This window comes from Streptomyces sp. CB02980 (assembly GCF_014451325.2).
Lineage (GTDB): Bacteria > Actinomycetota > Actinomycetes > Streptomycetales > Streptomycetaceae > Streptomyces.
The window spans coordinates 2,669-3,009 of record NZ_JACSCH020000053.1 but is presented as its reverse complement, the minus strand read 5'-3'; the positions used below and the strand labels follow the sequence as shown (position 1 = coordinate 3,009).

Genomic DNA, 341 nt, shown 5'->3' with positions numbered 1-341 from the left:
CGGCGGCGTGGATGACGGTGGTGATCGGCGGGTGGCCGGTGCCGCCCAGGACCTCGGCCAGCTGTCCCGCATCGGTGATGTCGCAGGCCCTGACCGTGGTCGGGGTACCGGCCGCACTCAACTCCTCGGCCAGCTCGACCGCGCCCGGAGCCTCCGGCCCGGACCGGCTGACCAGGACCACATGCTCGGCCCCGTTCCGGGCCAGCCACCGCGCCAGATGCGAACCCAGCCCACCCGTACCACCGGTCACCAGCACCGTCCCGCTCGGCCGCCACCGCTCACCACCACCGCTGAACGGCGCCGGAGCACGACGCAACCGGCGCACGAAGACCCCGTCCGCG

1 protein-coding gene is annotated in these 341 nt (G+C 74.5%); it reads right to left on the bottom strand.

All coding sequences use genetic code 11. The features are described 5' to 3' along the window. On the bottom strand, positions 1-250 hold a 250-nt coding region (locus tag E0F75_RS39660), incomplete at its 3' end, for an SDR family NAD(P)-dependent oxidoreductase (RefSeq protein ID WP_229315903.1). Positions 251-341: the final 91 nt, after the last annotated feature.